This window comes from Rouxiella chamberiensis (genome assembly GCF_026967475.1).
GTDB classification, from domain to species: domain Bacteria; phylum Pseudomonadota; class Gammaproteobacteria; order Enterobacterales; family Enterobacteriaceae; genus Rouxiella; species Rouxiella chamberiensis.
Genome location: NZ_CP114058.1, coordinates 509,575 through 527,817 on the forward strand (window position 1 = coordinate 509,575; position 18,243 = coordinate 527,817).

Sequence of the window (18,243 nt, forward strand, 5' to 3'; positions counted from 1 at the left end):
GCAGAAGATTTAGGGAGTGTGAAGAAAAAATAATGACTTTAAATCAGATGAATATGTGAAAAGCACGTGCTTCACCGCGCCTTGGCTATAGGCAAATATCTAAAAGCTGACCTCATTAATTATAAGAATGCTACGTGTGTCTCAAATATGGGCAATAAAACCGCCGCGGCGCGCTTTATCATGAGCCAACTCACATTTTTTCTGCCCGCCTGAATATATAAAACGAACACTCAAAAAATGAAACGATGGTTCATTTTTATTTGTTCTCATTGGGCGGACACATAATGATCGCAGAAAAACCGATTCTATTCAGGCATCAACTGGCGTATGGCGGTGGAAATTTACTGGGCAGCGGAGCGCTGGCTATCGCGGGGATATGGTTGTTGTATTTTTACACCACCTTCTGCGGGCTGACTTTGCTGGAAGCGTCGGCAATCTTCTCGATAGCCAGCATTATTGATGCCCTCAGTAATCCTCTGATGGGTTATCTTTCTGATAATTTTGGTAAAACCCGGCTCGGTAAACGATTTGGCCGCCGTCGCTTCTTCATTTTGCTGGGCATTCCGTTAATGCTGTTTTATCCCTTACTGTGGATCGACGGTTTTGGTTTCTGGTATTACCTCACCACCTATGTGATTTTCGAATTGATCTATACCTCTGTCATGGTGCCTTACGAAACGCTGGCCACCGAAATGACCACCGATTTCTCTGCACGCTCAAGACTCACCGGGTACAAGGCGATTTTCGGCAAGATAGCCAATTTTCTGGCGGCGCTCATTCCCGGCCAATTTATTTTGCTCTACGGAAAATCCTCGCCCGCGCCGTTTTTCTATACCGCAGTGACCTATGGGGTCATTTTGTGTATCGCGATTGCCGTGCTTTACCTGTCATCCTGGGAGCGGCCGGTAGAAGAGACGACACCGGTCGATGAAAGGAAAATGACGCTGACGAAGACGTTGACCACACTGGTGAAAGACATGAAATCGATTTTCCATTTACGCGTATTTCGCAAACATCTGGGCATGTATCTCTGCGGTTTCGGTGCGGAATGGCTATTTGCCTCACTCTTTACCTACTTCATCATTTTCGTTCTGCAATACGATCCCGGTATGGTCGCAGGATTAAACAGCCTGAACTCGCTCCTGCAACTGTTTTCTACCGCCATCTTTATCGGACTCTGTGTGAAGAGAGGCTTTAGCAAACCCTATATTCTCGCACTCGCAATTGTGGTGTTTTCGGTAACCTGCTACAGCCTGCTTTACTTTCTGCATCTGCCGCAACAATACGCGACGGCGGCCATGCTGGCGATTACCGTGGTTTTTGGTATAGGAACGGGCGGCGTCTATTACATTCCGTGGACGGTTTACACTTTTCTGGCCGATATCGATGAAGTGTTTACGGGCCGCCGCCGTGAAGGGATTTATGCGGGTGCCATGACCTTCTCGGGTAAGCTGATGCGGTCGGTCATTGTTTTCAGCATGGGCGCGATATTGAGTCTCTATGGCTTTCAATCGAAATCCCTTTCGCAGCCTGAAAGCGCGGTCACGGCGATTGCCGTGGTGTTCAGCGTGGGCGTGATGGGTCTGGCATTGATGGGCATGGTGTTCAGTTATCAAATGAAACTGAATCGCAAGGCACATCTCGTCGTGCTCGGAGAAGTCGCCAGAATCAAGGCGGGCGGCCATCTCATGATGATAAAACCCGAAGTGCGCGCAGTTATTGAAGAGCTGGTGGGGTATTCCTACGAGCAGTGCTGGGGCAACAGCAACGTGTGCCGCAGCATTTTCGACACCCCTGCCGTGGACGTTGGCGAGCCGGAAACCCTTGAACGCTCCGCCCGGCATCTTTAAAGGGGGCGGGAGCACTGTGTAGACTTTTACCTCGACCCGCCGTGTCTCGCCGCCCGGGAACGACAGGGCGAGGCGCGCGTTAGACAGTGATTTCAGGACTCCTGATGCAGAGACTGCATGACGCGGGCATGTTCTTCGGGGCCGAGACAGACAAAACTCGGCAGCATGTCATTCGCCGCCTGTTTCAAGCTTTCAATCAAGGTATAAATGCTGGGCCGCGGCGGTTTTGACTGCGGCGTGATAACCCCAAAATAGTAAGGAATTTCAACATCCAGCTCGCGAAGTACCACACCCGCTACCGGTAGACCATAGGCCGTAACGGGTTCCAGAATCGCCACCCCCAATCCTGCACGAATACAGGCCAGAATATTGACTGACGAGTTGGTTTCAATGACATCGGCGGGCTGGACGTCTGCCTTGCGCAACACCTGCTCATAACGCCTGCGCAGACGGTAAGGATTGTAAGGGGTGATCAGTTTGCGCGCGCTCAAGTCCGTTAACTTCACCTGTGGCTGCTGCGCCAGAGGATCGTCCTCACGCAGCGCCAGCACGCAACGCGACTGACCAATCCAGTGCACCTGCACGCCCTGATGTTCGAGCGGCAGACTGCTGATGCCGATTTCCGCCTGACCCGTGATAATCGCGTGCGCCGTCTGCTCCGCCGAATCGGAAAGGATCTGCACCGAGTCATTCAACTGAATAGCCGCCAGCGCCGCCGGCAGCAACCCCGAAGACATCGACGGCGTTGCGGCAATCATCAACGGGCTTTTTTCCTCTTTCCAGATTTCGTTGGCTCGCCGCCGAATTTGCTGCAATGAAATCAGTGCCGTTTCAACGTATTCGTGGAGCCGCAGCGCCTGTTTCTGTCGGATGAATACGTGGCCCGTTGCGCACGAAAAGCGGATAACCGATGGCGTTTTCAAGATCCTGAATCAGCCGCGAGACAGCAGGTTGCGAACGCTGCAACACTTTTGCCGCCGCCGTGACGCTGCCTGAAGAGATAACCGCGGAGAACGCCTCGAGCTGGCGCAGATCCAGATCGCTGAGGGAGGTCATTTTCGGCATCGAAATTCCTTATTTATGACAGAAAGATGTCTGTTTAAAAAAAACCAATTGCAATTTTTGTATAAGCTAATTATTAATTAGTATTAAGAATACGCATACAACATCAATCATAATGCGTTTTTCATATAATAGATTAGACGATTTCATTGTTTGTTATGCCGACCACCAGGGGTTCTCATGTCTGAACAGCAAGTGTCTGCACATCACGTGTCTGCACCGGATACTACACCTTCACAGGGCAAAAACGCAGTCGGATTGGCCGCGCTGGAAATGCGCCTGCAAGAAGATCTGGCTCTGCTGGAACTTCCGGCCAAGCCGTGGGTTCCCGCACGCACGCATCATGGCGAAGCGGTGCGCGATGTGGTGGTCATCGGTGCCGGGATGTGCGGACTGGCGGCCACGGCGAAGCTGATTCTGACGGGCATAACCAATGTCGTCGCCTATGACGCCGCACCTGCCGGTCTTGAGGGACCCTGGGTCACGTTCGCCCGCATGGAAACTCTGCGTTCACCGAAATCCCTGCACGGCCCGGCGCTGGGTCTGCCGCCGTTGACTTTCCGGGCGTGGTTTACCGCGCAGCAGGGCACGGCTGCCTGGGAAGCGCTGGACAAAATTCCCAAGGACTTATGGATGGCGTATCTGGTCTGGTACCGCAAGGTGCTTGACCTACCTGTACACAACCAGATACGGATGACCGGAATTTCCGCCGTCGGCGACCTGATTGCGCTGGAACTCGATGGCGCGGAAACAGGCCGCGTGCTCACCCGTCGTCTGGTGCTGGCAACCGGACGTTCCGGATTGGGCGGCTTTGCCGTGCCGGATTTCCTGCAGGGCGTCGACCCGAAATTCTGGGCGCACTCCGCCGATGATATCGATTTTTCCCTGCTGAAAGGCAAACGTGTCGCCGTCATTGGCGCTGGCGCGTCTTCGATGGATAACGCCGCGACGGCGCTGGAAACGGGCGCAGGGTCTGTCGATCTGCTGATCCGCCGCAAGGAAATGCCGCGCATCAACAAGATGACCGGTATCGGCAGTCAGGGCGTGGTGCTCGGCATGCAGCATCTTCCCGATGCGTGGAAATGGAAGTTTGTCGACTACACCGCCTCGACCCAAACGCCGCCGCCGCGCGCGTCGACACTGCGCGTGTCACGCCACGACAATGCCCGTTTCCTGCTCGACTGCGGCATTCTCGACGTCAGGGAAGAGGCGGGCGAGTTGCTTATCGATACAACGCAAGGTCCGCTGCGCTACGATTTTCTGATTGCCGCCACCGGCTTTTCAAATGATTTTACGGGGCGTCCGGAATTTGCCGCGCTGGCGGCGCACATTCGCAGCTGGGCCGATAATCGCTATACCCCCGATATGGGCACACCTCGCACCAATATGCTGGAAGCGCCGGATCTTGGCCCGTCCTTCGAGTTTCAGGAGCGCGTGGCGGGAGAGTGCCCGATGCTGGCCCATATTCACTGCTTCAATGACGCCGCGATGCTGAGCCACGGCAAGGTTTCCGGTGATATTCCGGCCGTAAGCGCCGGTGCCGAAAGACTGGTGCGCGGTATTGCCGCGTCGCTGTTTGCCGACGATGTCGACACGCATTTTGCCAATCTGGTTGCCTACGACAACCCTGAACTTCAGGGCGACGAATGGACGGATTCCACCCCTTTGCTGAAACAGGAGCGCGCGTTGTGATTGACGCCATTGACAAGGCTGCCGGTCTTTCGCCGGATGATGCCATTTATAAAGCACGACGTTTTCGCCCGGAATTCGTCGAAGGAGCCGAACTGTGCCGTCTATCGGTGCTGTCGCCCAAAGACGATCAGGGACTAGCCCCCGACCTGCGCACCGCGCTGGCGCTGCGTATGGCCACGTTGAACGCCGATGAAAATCTGATGCAAACCTATGAGGCGCAGCTCGCCTCGCTCAATCCTTCTTCATCGCTGCGCGAACTCGCGAAGGGAAGTGAGAGTCTGCCGCAACCTTTGGCGACGCTGGCGCGTCATGTGGATTTTGTCACCTTGACGCCAAGTCAGGCCGAAGCCGCCGACATCACGCGGCTCGAGCAGGCAGGCTTCAACAACGGGCAGATAGTGGCGCTTTCCGAGCTGATTGCCTACGTCAATTTTGAAACGCGCGTAGCCACCGGCCTGCGCCTGTTGGGGTTGGCATGATTCCTTTAGTGACATTAAAGCCGCTGAACTGGCATCCGCACATCGCGCCCGTCAGTCTTGATACCGCTCGCGCGGATCAGCTCGAGGCGATGAAGGTGACGCCATCCAATAAAAAGGTGTCGGACTATGTGCGCACGCTGGCTCATGATCCGCAAAGCTATGTGGCGCGCACCGTGCTGTTCAACGCCATCATGTATGTCGAAGGCGGCCTGAACCGTGCCGATCGCGAGTTGGGTGCGCTGGGTGCCTCGATTATCAACGGCTGTAAATATTGTGCAGTAGTACACGCCCGTCGCCACGCGCAGCTGACCAAGAGTGAAAAAGTGGTGTCGGCGCTGTATTTCGACAAGGCAGAAACACTCGCTCCGCGCGATGCCGCCATTTACCGCTTTGCCCGTCGGCTTTCGGTTACGCCTTCCGTGGCCACGAAAGAAGACATCGCCGCACTGCGCGACGTCGGCATGAACGACGTTGAAATTATCGACCTTATTCACGCCATTTCTATTTTTGGCTGGGCCAATCGCCTGATGCACGTACTCGGCCATGCCGACAGCGAAAAATCATAGGACACCCACGAACATGCTGGAACTCAATAACATCAAGCTGTCGTACGGCAGCACGCCGATTTTGAAAGGCGTCAATCTGTCAGTGAAGCGCGGCGATGTGGTATCGATTATCGGGCCAAGCGGCACCGGCAAGACGACGCTGCTGCGTTGCATCAACTATCTGGCCAGACCGGAATCCGGCAGCATCACGTTTGACCAGATAAACATGGATTATCGGTCTGCGGACAAGCGCGCCATTCAGGCGATTCGCCTGCGCACGGCGATGGTATTCCAGCAGTTCAACGTGTTTAAAAACATGACCGTACTGCAAAATGTGATGGACCCGCTGATGGTCGTGCAGGGGAAATCGCGTGACGAAGCGCGGAAAATTGCGCACGAAGAACTGGAGCGCGTGGGGCTTTCTGCAAAAAGCGACAACTATCCGTCGCAGCTTTCCGGTGGCCAGTTGCAGCGTACCGGTATCGCACGTGCCCTGGCGGTGCGCCCCGACGTTATCCTGTTTGACGAACCGACCTCGTCGCTCGACCCCGAGCTGGTGGGGGAAGTATTGAAAGTTATAAAAGATGTGACCTCATCGGGCATTACGTCCCTGCTGGTCACCCACGAAATGCAGTTTGCGAAAAGCGTTTCCAACCGGATTGTCTTTATGGATCAGGGCGTGGTAGCCGCACAGGGGACGCCGACAGAGATGTTCGACACGCCTGCGAATCCACGACTCGCTCAATTTCTTAATTCTGAACACGCCGTTTAACACTAAAAGGATATCAGGACATGCATTCAATCAAATCTTCTCTGCGCCGTGGTTTTGGTCTGGCGCTGTTGGGCGGCGCGGCTTTAGTCATGACGGCAGGCACCAGCTTCGCCGACACGGCGGTGCGTACCATTAAAATCGCGACGGCGGCCGAGTCGAAACCCTTGTCATGGGGCGCTATCGGCGTCGAGCCGCAGGGTTATGAACCCGATGTGCTGAAAGCCATCAATGCCAAGCTGCCGCAGTACAAATTCCAGATGGTGGGCGCGGCGGATATCGCGCAGGAAACGGGTCTGGTCACCGGCAAATATGACATGGCGACCGGCGGTTTCTACAAAGCGCCAGCCCGCAGCAAACAGTTTCTTATCCCGGACAGCCCGATGGGCGCAAGCCTGATGAAAATCTACAGCCGCAAGGATAGCAATATCAACGGCATGAAGGATCTGGTGGGCAAAAACATCGTGCCCGTGACCGCAGGCGGCGGCGTGTACAAGTTCGTTACCCAGTGGCAGCAGGACAACCCGGGCGACAAAGTCACCATCAAGGCATCAAGCGCCGGTATTCCTTATCCGGATCGTCTGAAAGAAGTGCAGAGCGGCAAATACGATGCGCTGATTCTGCCTTCCAACCTCGGCGAGCAGACCGTTATCGATAATCAGAAACTCGACATCAAGGCGAGTGAGCCGGTTTCCATCAACAACACTTACGTGCTTATCCATCGTTCGGATGAAAACAAGGCGTTGAACGATGACATCAACAAGGCGCTGAAAGAGCTTAAAGATGATGGCACGCTGGATAAAATCGCGCAGAAATGGTTCGGCGAAGACGTCGTTCGTTACATGAAGTAAAAATAAGGTCATGGACTTTCCCCGATTGCCGCGAGGTATCGGGGAACCGGAGCCGAGGCTGAAATTGCATTTAGGAGTGTTTCAACGTGGATCTCACTACAATGATTCCCGAGCTGCTGTCGGCGTTACCGCTGACGCTCGCGATTATGTTTGTGGCTCTCATTGCCGGTTTCTGCCTGGCTCTTGTGGCGACCACTTTCCGGGTGCGCAGAGTGCCGGTGATTAGCCAAATCGCCGACCTTTACGTGTCTTATGCCCGAAGTGTTCCTGTCGTGCTCCAGCTGTTTGTGGCGTTTTACGGATTGCCGATGCTGGCGGATGTGCTGCATGTGGAAGACGTCTTTACGGCGACTATCGCCTCGATGGTCGGGCTGAGCCTGTATCACGGCGGCTATCTTTCCGAAGTCATGCGACCGGCCTATCTGGCGGTGGAGCGCGGACAGCACGATGCCGCCGACAGCATGGGCTACAGTTTTCGCCAGAAGCTGACGCGAATTGTCGTACCGCAGGCGCTGCACATCGGCTTGCCGGGTTACGGCAATTCGATTATCTACCTGATTCACAATGTGGCGCTGGTGATGTATATCGGCGCGGCCGACGTCATGGCGACGGCGCACCTGATTATGGAACGCGATTACAACCAGTATCAGTTCGGCACTTATCTGGTGCTGGCGGTGCTGTACTCCCTGCTGTGTCTGATTGCCTGGCTGATTGTGCGCGTCTTCGAGCGCCGCAGTGCAAAGTACACGTCGAAAACGGCGCAAACCAAGATAAAGCTCACGCCGAGCGTCTGACAGAGAGAGTGATTGACTATGTTTGATTTGGATGTGTTGCTGCCGGATTTCTGGAGCATCCTGGACGCCGTGCCCGTTACGCTTGCGATGGCGTTGACCATTTTTATCTTCTCGACTCTGGTCGGCGGCCTGTTTGCGTTTATCGAGCATCGCCGTTTCCCGGTGCTGCGCCAGTTTGTCATCGGCTATAAGGTGGTGTTCAAGGGCGTGCCGATGGTGGTGGCTATTTTTCTCGCCTATTACGGATTGCCGCCTGCGCTGCATTTCGTCGCCTCGCTGTTTGGCATTGAGGTGAACGGGCATTCATTGCCGAACTGGGTGATCATTATTGTTGCTCTTAGCGCCTGTGTCGCGGCGTTTCAGGCCGAAGTGGTGAAAGGGGCGCTGAACTCGTTCGACAGCGGGCAATCCGATGCCGCCCATTCGCTGGGTTATACTCAGGGCCAGTTATTTCGTCGAGTTCTCTTTCCGCAAATTATCGTGTCGGCCATACCCGATCTCGCCAACGCATTCATGGTTATCATGAAAGCGCTGTCGCTGGCCTTCGCCATCGAAGTGGTGGATATCTTTGCGCAGGCGCAGTTGACTGCCGCGCTGAATTTCTACTATCTCGAAGCGTTTATTATTGCTGCGTTGTTCTACATGGTGATTGCCTACGTGGTGACCAAAATCGCCGACATTCTCGAGGCAAGATTGCGGGTCAGAACCTGATAATCGATTCGGCAGGGAAGCCGAATCCTTCTCGCTATTTCAGTGACTGAACGCGGTTTAGCTGCACAGGAAAACTTGCCACCAGCCAATCGATAAATACCCTCAGTCGGTGGGTGAGGTGGCGGTTTTGCGGATACACCACGTGAAAGGGGTAAACCGGCGGTCGCCAGTCCCGCAAAATCTCCACCAGCCTGCCAGATTGCAGCCCCGGCGCGGCGCAATAACTGAAGGTCTGAATAATGCCGATGCCCGCCAACCCGGCGGCCAGATGCGCATTGCTTTCATTGACGCCCAATCGATGCTCCGATTTCATCTCGCTTAACGTGTTGTTTTTCATGAATTTGAAAGGCACCGCGCGGCTGTTGTGATGGGTCACGTAACTCACCAGCCGATGCCCGTTGTTAAGCTCTTCGGGATACGCCGGTACGCCGTAGTTTTTTAGATAGGCGGGTGAAGCGCAGGTTATCATTTCCGCATTGCCAATCGAGCGAGCGACCAGAGACGAGTTATCCAGCTTGCCGCCTCGAATCACGCAGTCCACATGATTACCGATCAGGTCGACATGATTATCTGACACGCCAAGGTCGACAATAATATCGGGATAACGGGCGATAAAATCCGGCAGCGCCGGAATAAGAATATCGGTCGCCGTAGACGAACCAATATTGATACGCAGCGTTCCACGCGGCTTGCTGCGTGCTGCATTTAATGAGGCATCAATATCTTCGAGGTCGGTAATGACCCGCAAGGTCTGGTCATAATAATCCTGTCCTTCGGGCGTGACCGTCACACGTCGAGTGGTACGCTGCAATAATCTTGTGCCCAGATGACTTTCCAGCTCTTTGACCATTTTACTCAATGTCGCATTCGGAATATCCAGCGAGTCTGCGGCGCGGGTAAAACTTTCCATCTCGACCACTCTGGCAAAGGCTTTTATTGCCTGTAACTGGTTCATCGATTTATCTCACCTCGTCCAATAGGATGACTATTATCTACCTGTGTGAATAATCATTTTCATTTTACACGATTTATCCAAAGTGTTTATCGGCCTATTGTGGATTCAAGCCCGAGACAACCCGCGCTGCTTTAAAAGCCGGAGCTCGGAAAGGCAAGATTAACCACTCATAAACATCATCTGGAGCACATCATGAATACACAACTGGCAGGTAAAATCGCATTGGTTACAGGCGGCAGCACAGGTATTGGTCTGGCAGCGGCTCAGCAACTGGCGGCACAGGGCGCACGCGTCTTTATCACCGGACGTCGTCAGGCAGAGCTGGACGCTGCGGTAGAGTCGATAGGTCAAGCCGCCACCGGCATTCGCGCCGATGCCTCGGTATTGACGGATCTGGATAATGTCTATGCCGAAATCGCCCGCAGCGCAGGCCATCTTGACATTCTCTTCGCCAATGCAGGCGGCGGCGATATGTTGCCACTGGGCGCGATTACCGAGGAGCATTTCGACCGCATCTTTGGCACCAACGTGCGCGGCGTGCTGTTTACGGTGCAAAAAGCCCTGCCGCTGCTGGTTGACGGCGCATCGGTCATCCTGACCTCATCGACGGTGTCGGTAATGGGTACCGCGAACTTCAGCGTTTACAGCGCCAGCAAGGCCGCCGTACGCAACTTTGCCCGCTCATGGGCGCTTGATCTGAAAGACAGAAAGATTCGCGTCAACGTGGTCAGTCCGGGTCCGGTCAAAACGCCGGGGCTGGGTGGACTGGTCGAAGAGGGCGAACGTCAGGGACTTTACGATTATCTGGCTTCGCAGGTGCCTCTCGGCCGTCTCGGCGACCCTGCCGAAATCGCCAATGTGGTGGCTTTCCTGGCGTCCGACAGTTCAAGCTTCGTAAATGGCATTGAACTGTTTGTAGACGGCGGCATGGCGCAGATTTAAGCCGGTTATCGATGAGATAGAATTGGAACATGGGCCGCCGCAGCCTTTGTGGGTTAATGAAACCCTGGCGGCGGTCATATTTTCAGACAAAGCCGTTCATATGGAAAAATTAATTTAAAAAGTGGCTTTCAAGATGGGGTTATTCTGATAATTCCCTTATTTTCGTCAAGTCCCAAAAATTTGTTTGTTCAAAAATACCTCACTAAAAACAGCCGGTTAATTTTTATCGCAATAATGTCCAGCATTATCAACAAGGTGAGGGACGTAAAAAGTTCAATAGTCCATGCCTATTTTTCAAATGCCTGCAACAGAGACATACCGCGGCTCATAAACGGGGTATATAGACTATAATTAGAAGCGTTAGACAAGAGTTGCCTTAATTAAAATTGACGTTTTAGGAGGTAGAAATTGTTTATTTCTGATGAAGCAAAAGGTAATAAAATAATCGGCGAAGCAGCCACGAACCTTATCTTCAACAGGGAACCCATAACGACCGCGAATTTGATAAAACAGCTTAAAATCATGGCTGAAATCGAAGCGGACGAAGACAGGCTGTTGTTAATGCATGAGACGTGCCGCTGGTTGCAGGGCTATATTAGCCTCAGCTGCCGCAAACCTGAACGTGCAGGTTGGCTCGACGGGACTCACACGCTGGCAAATTCGCCATCCTCTCTCATTCGACTGGTATCGTCGCAAAATCTCGATTAAGTCTTTAACTGTCATCGATTGAAGGCAATTATCGATCGAAAGCACGTTGATAATTAAGAGTTTATTACACTCATTCTTCTCGTGGCTTGACTCTAACTCGACAGTAGGTAGACTGGTCTACCTACTTCGATATAACGAGAAGCCTGTCATGCCCGCCAATACCTCTTCCAGCAGCGCACGAAGCCGCCTGCTCGATGCCGCCCGCATCCTCTTTTACAACGAAGGGATCGCCGCGACCGGCATTGACTCACTGGTTAAAAAAGCCGGTGTCGCCAAAAAAAGCCTCTACAACAATTTTGAATCCAAAGCCGAACTGGTCGCCACCTATCTGGAAATCCGTCATGAAGAGTGGCTGGCCTTTTACGCGCATCGTGTTCAGCAGGCATCAAGCCCGCAGGAGAAGGTAAGGGCGGTATTTCTTGCCTATGAAGATCATGCCGAATTTGCCTACGAACGCGGCTTTCGCGGTTGTGGATTGCTGAATGCCGCCGCCGAATTACCCGCCGGTGCGCCGGGTCGCACCGCTGTGCGCGGCCACAAGGAGCAGGTTGAGGCTCTGTTGGTAACCCCGCTTTGCGAGCTTCTTGCGGGTGATGAAACGCGCGCTGCATGGCTCGCCCGTCATTTCGCCTTTTTGCTCGAGGGCAGCATGTCGCGTGCCGGACTGGAAGGGAACGGTGATTGTGTCCGTCAGGCCATGACCATGGCCGATGAAATGATGGAGGCGCTATGAGTCTGCCCGCCCGGGAGCGAATGACAGGTATTTTTGGCGTGCTGATTGCGGCACTGCTTTGGGGCTCGACCGGCACGGCCGCCACGTTTGCGCCCGACGTGAGCGCTGTCGCCATCGGCGCTGTCGCGATGGGGATTGGCGGCTTGTTGCAGGCCGCGATCGCCGCGAAAAGTATCCTTGAGTTTTCTGCACAACTCGCGGCACAAGGGCGGTTGTTACTGACCGGAGCCTTGGCGGTCGCCGTGTATCCGCTGGCGTTCTATGCTTCGATGCATCTGGCCGGAGTGACCGTCGGCACTGTTATTTCCATTGGCTCTGCGCCTCTGCTATCGGCACTTATCGAATACCGTCTCGAGGGGCAGCGTTTGACGCGGCGCTGGATGTCTGGCGCAACGATCGGCGTTATCGGCATGCTGCTGCTAAGTGTGGCGCAAAGCGGAGAACATGGCGCCACCGGCGACTCGAAGCAGGTGATGTGGGGCGTGTTACTCGGGCTGCTCGCCGGACTGACCTATGCGCTTTACTCCTGGGCCGCGCGGCGTTTGATGCAGCGGCAGATCCCCTCCCGCACGGCGATGGGCGCGACCTTTGGCCTCGGCGGACTTCTGCTGATGCCGGTGCTGGCGCTCACCGGCGGTCCATTGCTGGCCTCCTGGAACAATGCGGCCGTCGGGGCCTATATGGCGTTGGTGCCGATGTTTATCGGCTATCTCTGTTACGGCTATGGCCTTGCGCGGGTATCCGCCAGCATGGCGACCACGATTACGCTGATTGAACCGGTGGTCGCGGCCATACTGGCGGTTATCATTGTCGGCGAACGATTACCGCCGTTGGGCTGGCTTGGCATTACGCTGGTGATAGCCTGCCTGTTAGTGATTACTCTGCCCGTTCAATATCGTTATGCGCGTGCCCGGAATGCTTAATGCAAAGTCATCGCCAAAGACGCTGGCAGGCGTTTGAAAGCCGGGCTGGCGTGTTCCGTCGATAACCCGTCTGGCGGCTTCGATAGCCGCCAGCGGCGTATAGGCATAGCCGTTTACCGTGTCGATGATGGCGCGATGCACCATCCCGTCGGCTGCGGTAATTTCCACTACCGCGCGCGCTGGCGTCGAGGCCAATTCGTCGGCCGAGGGGCCGTCGGGTAAAAGTGCAGGGTCACCTTGCGCAAGGGCGGCGTCCGGCACATGCACGAACATTTCAATATTCGCAATGCCGGTAGAGTGCCAGGCGGTGACCAAATCGCCAAAGGACAGCGGCGCGCATTCGACGGCCCCTGCGCCAAAATCAAACCAGCCCGTATCGGCATTCTGTTTCACAACGAGGTGGCCCTCGACGCGGGCCAGTATTCCGGCGCTGATGATTTCTCCGGCGCTGATGGCCGACCCACGCGACATGGAGCCTGCCACCTGCAACGCGATACGCATATGAATCGGGTCTTTAATCAGTCTGGATAACGTCACGGCAAGGCTGTCGGTCGGCACCACGTCCCACCCCACGCCGGGCATCAGCATCGTGCCGGTCTTGGCCGCGGCATCGTGCAGCGATTCCGCCAGACGGTAGACGTTAATCTCGGCCGTGATATCCAGATAATGAATACCCCGTTCGATACAGGCTTTCATCAAGGCTGCGGCGGTCTGGGCAAAGGGTCCGGCGCAATTTAGGACTAAGGCGATATTGTCGAGATGCGCAGGGATTGTGGCGGGATCATTCAGGTCGAAAACCTCGGCACGCACGCCTAGCGTTTCGGCGAGTTCAGCCAGTTTCTGCCGGTTCCTGCCTGCTATCACGACCTCCAGACCCACTTTCTTCGCCTGAAGGGCCACCATTTTGCCGGTATAACCGGTTGCGCCGTAAATCATTATTGTCTGCATGTTCTTTACTCGTTAGTTGCGATGCGAAAAGAGTAAAGCAGGCCATGGAGCATGGCTTTGGCGTTCCTGCTCGATTCTTGCCTGTTTCTGCTCTATGCTCGCGTAACCGCATTGGCGAGGAGAAAGACGATGAGACAGCAAGTTTTGCTGGATGAATTATGCCTGTTGGCGGCGAAAGCCCATAACTGGCGGACAGAAACCGGCATCCCGCGTGTAGCGATGGTGCAGGGATGTATTCCAACTCACGCCCTCTCTGCGGTGTATGAACCGATGATCAACCTGATCCTGCGCGGTAGTAAAACCATAAGCGTTGGCGACAGGGTGTTCAATTACGATCCCGCCTCCTATTTCGTCATGTCGGTCGATCTGCCTGCCGTCGGCGCGGTGTATCCTTCTGCCGCCCAGGAACCTTATCTGGCGGTCAGCCTGACTTTGCAGCCTGAACGGATAGCCGAATTACTGGCCGATGCGCCGCCGAGAAACGGCAACGACGTTTCGCAGGGCGCTTTTTCCGTTGCCTCCGTCACGCCTGAATTGCTGGATGCCTGGGTGCGCATGCTTCGGCTGATGAATCAGCCTGAAGATATTCCCGTGCTGGCACCGGTTTTCGAAAGAGAGATTCTTTATCACGTTTTGAAAGGCCCGCATGGCTGGATGCTGCGCGATATTGCCTCGCCCGACACCATGCTCGGGCGCATCGCCTGCGCCATAAGCTGGATAAAACAGCACTATATGCAGGAATTCAGTATCGATTCGCTGGCCGAGCGCCATGCGATGAGCGTGTCGGCGTTTCATCGCCACTTCAAGGCGGTCACCGCACTGAGTCCGTTGCAGTATCAGAAACGTGTGCGGTTGCTGCATGCCCGAACCTTGCTGGTTCGCCGTCAGCTCAACGTCACCTCTGTCGCGCTGGAAGTGGGTTATCAGAGTGTCACCCAGTTTAATCGGGAATATGCCCGTTTCTTCGGACTTCCGCCTCTAAAGGATGTGAGTCGACTGCGCGAGGAAATAGTGACCGCCGACGCGCTTTAATTGAAGCAGGATTAGGCAGTTTTTAGCCAGAATGGGGCAGGTTGTCGAAAACAGGAGAAGTTAAGCTGTCTTACACCCACAAAACTGGAGCAAGACATGACTGTAATCCTGATAACCGGCGGCAATCGCGGTATTGGCGCCAGCACGGCAATCGAATGTTCAACACGCGGCATGGGCGTTGTCATAACCTACCGCAGTCACGCCGAAGAAGCCGAGGCGCTGGTCGCTCGTCTTCAGGCCTCGGGCGGTAAGGCCGCTGCGCTGCAACTGGACGTGGCGAACCTCGCCTCATTTGGCGCATTCAAACAAAAGCTGATTGAAACGCTGGAAACCACGTGGGGAAGCACGCAGCTTCACGGCCTGGTCAACAATGCCGGTTTCGGCAATTTCGTGGCTATCGAAGCGCTGAAAGAATCGGAATTCGATGAGCTGCTGAATGTGCACCTCAAGGGGCCGCTTTTCCTGACACAGGCTTTGCTGCCCGTCATCGAAGACGGCGGTCAGATAGTCAACATGACCAGCGCCACCACGCGCGTTGCCACGCCCGGCGCCGCGCCTTATGCGGCTTTCAAGGGCAGCATGGAAGTGCTTACCCGCTATATGGCGAAAGAGTTCGGCTCGCGCGGCATACGGGCCAATGCCATCTCACCGGGCGCGGTGCGTACCGACATGACACGCGAAGCGCTGGATCAAAACCCGGATTTCGAAGCCTTGCTGGCGTCGCAAACGGCGCTGGAACGCATTGCTACCGCTGACGATGTCGGCCACGCGATTGCCAGCCTGCTTTCGCAAGGGAATCGCTGGGTGAATGCGCAGTCCATCGAAGTCAGTGGCGGCTATATGATCTAGCGCTATTCGCAGTAATGTCTGAGCACGCCGACCTGTTCGGGCTGAAGGCGATAGCGATAGACGGGCCTGCCGGTCACGCCATAATGGATGCTGGTAAACAGAATGTTCATCTGTGCCAGCCAAATCAGATACTTGCGGCACGAGACACGGGAGATGTTGACTTCACCGGCCAGTTCGTCGGTGGAGAATTCGCTGTCGGGATGTGCATCTATCCACTGGCACAGTGTCCGCAATGTCTGCTGCGTCAATCCTTTCGGCAGGCGCTTCTGTTCGTTATCGGCCGTTGAACTGCCGTGAATGAGGCGGTCGACATCCGCCTGCTGATAAAACGGATGGTTATCCATCAACTGCTTTTTCTGCCGCCAGTTGATCAACGCCTCTTCGAAACGCGGAAACTGGAAAGGTTTGATAAGATAATCGACCACGCCGTAGTGCATCGAGGTTTTAATGGTCGCCGCGTCGGCCGCCGAGGAGATGATAATGACATCCACGGGGCGCTGGGCGCTGCGCAATTCGGGCAACAGTTGCAACCCGTTTTCATGCCGCATATAAATATCCAGCAAAATCAGGTCTACTGTCGGATAACTGTGCGACACCCGATCTTTGGCTTCCTGCAACGTCGAGGCAACACCGCAACAGTGGAAACCCTCAATCTGCTCAACGTAGCAACGGTTTAGCTTCGCGACCATCGCATCGTCATCAACTACTAATACATTGATCATACGGTTTTATTTCCTTTTCCCCACGGAAGCTGGACCAAAAATTGGGTATAGACGCCCGGTTCGGATTCAACGTTGATTTCGCCGCCCAGACTGCGGATCTGCTGCTGAACCAGGAAAAGCCCCACCCCGCGTTCATCGCCCTTGGACGAGTGGCCTTTTTCGAAGATGTGAGGCAGGGTGCTTGCCGATATGCCCGGCCCATCGTCACTGACCTCGCAGGTCAGCCAGCCATTCTGATAATGCAGCATCAGATGAATTTCGCCATGCGGCTGATTTGCCAATGCTTCGAGCGCATTTTCGACGAGGTTGCCAAGCACGGTAATCAGCACGGCGACCTGTTCTTCGCTGCCGATATCGGGCAGCGAACTGGCTTCGCTCAGCGTGAGCTGGTGGCCGCTATTCGCCGCACGATTGATTTTGCTTAACAGGAAACCGGCAATCATCGGCGCAGCAATCTTCTGTTGCAGCGCGCCAATTTCCGTCTGGTAACTGTTGGCCGTGTGCAGAATAAAGGTTTCTGCCTGCGCATAATTTTTCAGGTGCAACAGGCCAAGAATGACGTGCAGCTTGTTCATGAACTCGTGCGAGCGCTCACTCAGGGTATCGACGTAGTTTACCATACCGTCCAGACGCTGCATCAGCTGACCGATTTCGGTCTTGTCACGGAAGGTACAGACCGCGCCGATGATGCGGTCGCCGCTGCGCACCGGCACCGTATTGCTGATTAAGGTGCGCCCCTGCGCCATGACTTTTTCATCCTGCCAGGCGGTGCCGTTATGCAGTGCTTCGCGCAGATGACTGAGGATTATCGAGTTTTCGGGGATCCCGTCGCCGGTAATCGGTGTTTCTGCCGCCGTTTCATGCAATAACTTTCTGGCCGCCTGATTGATGAGGGTAACGCGCGCATGTGCGTCGACGGCGATGACCCCTTCCTTGATAGACTCGAGAATTGCCTGCCGCTGTTCAAACAGGGTCGAGATCTCATGGGGTTCCAGCCCGAAGAGAATGCGTTTCAGGCGTGTCACCAGAATCAGAATACCGATTGAGCCGATAAGCGCGCCAACCAGCACCGTCCAGAAGATGTTCCAGCGGTTGCGGGTGATTTGCGCATTGACTTCACTTAGTGAAATCCCTATCGCGACGACGCCCACCTGCCGATGCTGCGCGTTATAGACGGGCGTAAATACCCGCAGCGCTTCGTCGAGCGCGCCATGACTCACGGCAATGTTTTCCAGGCCGCGCAGCGCGGGCAGAAAGTCATCGCCAATGAAATGGTGATTGATAAGCTGTGGATTGGGATGAGAGTAGCGTATTCCCTGCATGTTGATGATAACGACAAACAGCAAATCGTTGCGTTTCACCACCGTATTGGCAATGGGTTGAATAATGTTGTCAGTGGGGGAGAGCATCAGGCCACGCTGGATATCGGGCGAGTCGGCAAGCGTTCGTGCCACGGCCAGCGCCTTGTCTTTGAGATGCGCGTTAATAAAGTTATCAATTTGCAGATAATAGAGAAAATGCACACTCAGCAGCACGGTGGCAATCACGGTAGCGAACATCAGGCTCACCAGCGTACCGAGTTTTAGAGGGCGTTTACGTAACTGATTTTGCGGCCGAACCTGTGTCATAGCGTATTCAATGCGAAGAAATGCAACATGGCATAAAAGAAGGATGGCAT

The 18,243-nt window shown here is 54.8% G+C and carries 20 protein-coding genes; 14 read left to right on the plus strand and 6 right to left on the minus strand.

Going from position 1 to position 18,243, the window contains the following annotated elements; translation table 11 throughout:
* Window positions 1-284 precede the first annotated feature (284 nt).
* Complete coding sequence (locus O1V66_RS02480) at window positions 285-1,850, plus strand: MFS transporter (RefSeq protein WP_045047318.1); 1,566 nt, start codon at window positions 285-287, stop codon at window positions 1,848-1,850.
* Between the two features lie 92 nt (window positions 1,851-1,942).
* Here O1V66_RS02480 and O1V66_RS02485 read toward each other — a convergent pair whose 3' ends face one another.
* On the minus strand, window positions 1,943-2,665 hold the full coding sequence (locus O1V66_RS02485; RefSeq protein ID WP_330873451.1) for a LysR substrate-binding domain-containing protein: 723 nt from the start codon (window positions 2,663-2,665) through the stop codon (window positions 1,943-1,945).
* A 16-nt stretch (window positions 2,666-2,681) separates the two neighbouring features.
* Complete coding sequence (locus tag O1V66_RS21730) at window positions 2,682-2,915, minus strand: helix-turn-helix domain-containing protein (protein WP_330873452.1); 234 nt, start codon at window positions 2,913-2,915, stop codon at window positions 2,682-2,684.
* Between the two features lie 270 nt (window positions 2,916-3,185).
* Between O1V66_RS21730 and O1V66_RS02490 the strand changes: the two genes are divergently transcribed.
* The 7 genes from O1V66_RS02490 to O1V66_RS02520 all read left to right on the plus strand — a co-directional run bounded on the left by O1V66_RS02490 (window position 3,186) and on the right by O1V66_RS02520 (window position 8,753).
* Window positions 3,186-4,604 carry an NAD(P)-binding domain-containing protein gene (locus O1V66_RS02490; RefSeq protein WP_045047598.1) on the plus strand — a complete coding sequence of 473 codons (1,419 nt, stop codon included), beginning with the start codon at window positions 3,186-3,188 and terminating at the stop codon, window positions 4,602-4,604.
* Window positions 4,601-5,083 (plus strand): CMD domain-containing protein, encoded by a 483-nt coding sequence (locus O1V66_RS02495; RefSeq protein WP_045047317.1) that lies wholly within the window; start codon window positions 4,601-4,603, stop codon window positions 5,081-5,083. The genes O1V66_RS02490 and O1V66_RS02495 overlap by 4 nt, the downstream gene beginning before the upstream one ends.
* Window positions 5,080-5,649, plus strand: a complete 570-nt coding sequence (locus O1V66_RS02500; RefSeq protein ID WP_045047316.1) for a peroxidase-related enzyme — start codon at window positions 5,080-5,082, stop codon at window positions 5,647-5,649. The genes O1V66_RS02495 and O1V66_RS02500 overlap by 4 nt, the downstream gene beginning before the upstream one ends.
* A gap of 13 nt (window positions 5,650-5,662) precedes the next feature.
* Window positions 5,663-6,400 (plus strand): amino acid ABC transporter ATP-binding protein, encoded by a 738-nt coding sequence (locus tag O1V66_RS02505; protein WP_045047315.1) that lies wholly within the window; start codon window positions 5,663-5,665, stop codon window positions 6,398-6,400.
* 20 nt (window positions 6,401-6,420) lie between these two features.
* The gene (locus O1V66_RS02510) at window positions 6,421-7,248 is read left to right on the plus strand and encodes a transporter substrate-binding domain-containing protein (RefSeq protein ID WP_045047314.1); all 828 of its coding nucleotides are present in this window, start codon (window positions 6,421-6,423) and stop codon (window positions 7,246-7,248) included.
* Window positions 7,249-7,349: 101 nt separating this feature from the next.
* A complete protein-coding gene (locus O1V66_RS02515) occupies window positions 7,350-8,042 on the plus strand; it encodes an amino acid ABC transporter permease (RefSeq protein ID WP_206540488.1) in 693 nt (230 codons plus the stop codon).
* 18 nt (window positions 8,043-8,060) lie between these two features.
* The gene (locus O1V66_RS02520; RefSeq protein ID WP_045047312.1) at window positions 8,061-8,753 is read left to right on the plus strand and encodes an amino acid ABC transporter permease; all 693 of its coding nucleotides are present in this window, start codon (window positions 8,061-8,063) and stop codon (window positions 8,751-8,753) included.
* Window positions 8,754-8,787: 34 nt separating this feature from the next.
* Here O1V66_RS02520 and O1V66_RS02525 read toward each other — a convergent pair whose 3' ends face one another.
* Window positions 8,788-9,708, minus strand: coding sequence for a LysR family transcriptional regulator (locus tag O1V66_RS02525; protein ID WP_045047311.1), 921 nt, complete (start codon window positions 9,706-9,708; stop codon window positions 8,788-8,790).
* A 192-nt stretch (window positions 9,709-9,900) separates the two neighbouring features.
* Between O1V66_RS02525 and O1V66_RS02530 the strand changes: the two genes are divergently transcribed.
* From O1V66_RS02530 to O1V66_RS02545, 4 genes are all read left to right on the plus strand, one after another.
* Window positions 9,901-10,650, plus strand: a complete 750-nt coding sequence (locus tag O1V66_RS02530; protein WP_045047310.1) for an SDR family NAD(P)-dependent oxidoreductase — start codon at window positions 9,901-9,903, stop codon at window positions 10,648-10,650.
* Between the two features lie 408 nt (window positions 10,651-11,058).
* Window positions 11,059-11,358, plus strand: coding sequence for a hypothetical protein (locus tag O1V66_RS02535; protein WP_052673392.1), 300 nt, complete (start codon window positions 11,059-11,061; stop codon window positions 11,356-11,358).
* A 148-nt stretch (window positions 11,359-11,506) separates the two neighbouring features.
* Window positions 11,507-12,091: a TetR/AcrR family transcriptional regulator gene (locus tag O1V66_RS02540; RefSeq protein ID WP_045047309.1), complete on the plus strand. Its 585-nt coding sequence runs from the start codon at window positions 11,507-11,509 to the stop codon at window positions 12,089-12,091.
* Window positions 12,088-13,014 carry a DMT family transporter gene (locus O1V66_RS02545; protein WP_045047308.1) on the plus strand — a complete coding sequence of 309 codons (927 nt, stop codon included), beginning with the start codon at window positions 12,088-12,090 and terminating at the stop codon, window positions 13,012-13,014. The genes O1V66_RS02540 and O1V66_RS02545 overlap by 4 nt, the downstream gene beginning before the upstream one ends.
* On the opposite strand, the gene O1V66_RS02550 is transcribed toward O1V66_RS02545, so the two are convergent.
* Window positions 12,961-13,962, minus strand: a complete 1,002-nt coding sequence (locus O1V66_RS02550) for a saccharopine dehydrogenase family protein (RefSeq protein WP_045047307.1) — start codon at window positions 13,960-13,962, stop codon at window positions 12,961-12,963. The two genes, O1V66_RS02545 and O1V66_RS02550, sit on opposite strands and share 54 nt — an antisense overlap.
* A 129-nt stretch (window positions 13,963-14,091) precedes the next feature.
* On the opposite strand from O1V66_RS02550, the gene O1V66_RS02555 reads away from it, so the two are divergent.
* Both O1V66_RS02555 and O1V66_RS02560 read left to right on the plus strand, forming a co-directional pair.
* Window positions 14,092-14,994, plus strand: a complete 903-nt coding sequence (locus tag O1V66_RS02555; RefSeq protein ID WP_187329792.1) for an AraC family transcriptional regulator — start codon at window positions 14,092-14,094, stop codon at window positions 14,992-14,994.
* Window positions 14,995-15,090: 96 nt separating this feature from the next.
* Window positions 15,091-15,843: an SDR family NAD(P)-dependent oxidoreductase gene (locus O1V66_RS02560; protein ID WP_045047306.1), complete on the plus strand. Its 753-nt coding sequence runs from the start codon at window positions 15,091-15,093 to the stop codon at window positions 15,841-15,843.
* Window positions 15,844-15,845: 2 nt separating this feature from the next.
* Here the strand turns inward: O1V66_RS02560 and dcuR are convergent, their stop codons facing one another.
* Both dcuR and O1V66_RS02570 read right to left on the minus strand, forming a co-directional pair.
* The gene (gene dcuR / locus O1V66_RS02565; RefSeq protein ID WP_045047305.1) at window positions 15,846-16,565 is read right to left on the minus strand and encodes a two-component system response regulator DcuR; all 720 of its coding nucleotides are present in this window, start codon (window positions 16,563-16,565) and stop codon (window positions 15,846-15,848) included.
* Window positions 16,562-18,193, minus strand: a complete 1,632-nt coding sequence (locus O1V66_RS02570) for a sensor histidine kinase (RefSeq protein WP_045047304.1) — start codon at window positions 18,191-18,193, stop codon at window positions 16,562-16,564. The genes dcuR and O1V66_RS02570 overlap by 4 nt, the downstream gene beginning before the upstream one ends.
* Between the last annotated feature and the right edge of the window lie 50 nt (window positions 18,194-18,243).

What these genes read in the sequence shown, in the direction of transcription:
- O1V66_RS02480 (WP_045047318.1), top strand. Translation starts at nt 285, where the DNA reads ATGATCGCAGAAAAACCGATTCTATTCAGGCATCAACTGGCGTATGGC.
- O1V66_RS21730 (WP_330873452.1), bottom strand. Translation starts at nt 2,915, where the DNA reads ATGCCGAAAATGACCTCCCTCAGCGATCTGGATCTGCGCCAGCTCGAG.
- O1V66_RS02490 (WP_045047598.1), top strand. Translation starts at nt 3,186, where the DNA reads ATGCGCCTGCAAGAAGATCTGGCTCTGCTGGAACTTCCGGCCAAGCCG.
- O1V66_RS02500 (WP_045047316.1), top strand. Translation starts at nt 5,080, where the DNA reads ATGATTCCTTTAGTGACATTAAAGCCGCTGAACTGGCATCCGCACATC.
- O1V66_RS02505 (WP_045047315.1), top strand. Translation starts at nt 5,663, where the DNA reads ATGCTGGAACTCAATAACATCAAGCTGTCGTACGGCAGCACGCCGATT.
- O1V66_RS02510 (WP_045047314.1), top strand. Translation starts at nt 6,421, where the DNA reads ATGCATTCAATCAAATCTTCTCTGCGCCGTGGTTTTGGTCTGGCGCTG.
- O1V66_RS02515 (WP_206540488.1), top strand. Translation starts at nt 7,350, where the DNA reads ATGATTCCCGAGCTGCTGTCGGCGTTACCGCTGACGCTCGCGATTATG.
- O1V66_RS02520 (WP_045047312.1), top strand. Translation starts at nt 8,061, where the DNA reads ATGTTTGATTTGGATGTGTTGCTGCCGGATTTCTGGAGCATCCTGGAC.
- O1V66_RS02525 (WP_045047311.1), bottom strand. Translation starts at nt 9,708, where the DNA reads ATGAACCAGTTACAGGCAATAAAAGCCTTTGCCAGAGTGGTCGAGATG.
- O1V66_RS02530 (WP_045047310.1), top strand. Translation starts at nt 9,901, where the DNA reads ATGAATACACAACTGGCAGGTAAAATCGCATTGGTTACAGGCGGCAGC.
- O1V66_RS02540 (WP_045047309.1), top strand. Translation starts at nt 11,507, where the DNA reads ATGCCCGCCAATACCTCTTCCAGCAGCGCACGAAGCCGCCTGCTCGAT.
- O1V66_RS02545 (WP_045047308.1), top strand. Translation starts at nt 12,088, where the DNA reads ATGAGTCTGCCCGCCCGGGAGCGAATGACAGGTATTTTTGGCGTGCTG.
- O1V66_RS02550 (WP_045047307.1), bottom strand. Translation starts at nt 13,962, where the DNA reads ATGCAGACAATAATGATTTACGGCGCAACCGGTTATACCGGCAAAATG.
- O1V66_RS02555 (WP_187329792.1), top strand. Translation starts at nt 14,092, where the DNA reads ATGAGACAGCAAGTTTTGCTGGATGAATTATGCCTGTTGGCGGCGAAA.
- O1V66_RS02560 (WP_045047306.1), top strand. Translation starts at nt 15,091, where the DNA reads ATGACTGTAATCCTGATAACCGGCGGCAATCGCGGTATTGGCGCCAGC.
- dcuR (WP_045047305.1), bottom strand. Translation starts at nt 16,565, where the DNA reads ATGATCAATGTATTAGTAGTTGATGACGATGCGATGGTCGCGAAGCTA.
- O1V66_RS02570 (WP_045047304.1), bottom strand. Translation starts at nt 18,193, where the DNA reads ATGACACAGGTTCGGCCGCAAAATCAGTTACGTAAACGCCCTCTAAAA.